The 285-nt window shown below is 58.2% G+C and carries 1 protein-coding gene; it reads left to right on the top strand.

Annotated features, from left to right (window positions below; all coding sequences use genetic code 11):
- The coding region (locus tag CH341_RS32260) for a thioredoxin domain-containing protein (protein WP_170149909.1) at positions 1–285 on the top strand (285 nt) is incomplete at both ends.

A 285-nucleotide genomic window follows, 5' to 3' on the forward strand; every position in this document is an offset into this window, starting at 1 on the left:
GAGACGATCACGCGCATGCAGGACCAGCTGTTCAATTCCAAGAACCAGGTCGTGCTCGGCAATCCGGACGGTGCGGTCACGCTCGTGGAATTCTTCGATTACAATTGCGGCTATTGCCGCCGCGCCTATCCCGACATGATGGCGCTCATCGACAACAATCCTGACCTCAAGATGGTGTTGAAGGAGTTCCCGATCCTCTCCGAAGGCTCGGTGCAGGCCGCCAGGATCGCCGTTGCCGTCGACGCCGTCGCTCCGGATAGCTATAGCGATTTTCACCGGGAAATG

Source organism: Rhodoplanes roseus (assembly GCF_003258865.1).
Lineage (GTDB): Bacteria > Pseudomonadota > Alphaproteobacteria > Rhizobiales > Xanthobacteraceae > Rhodoplanes > Rhodoplanes roseus.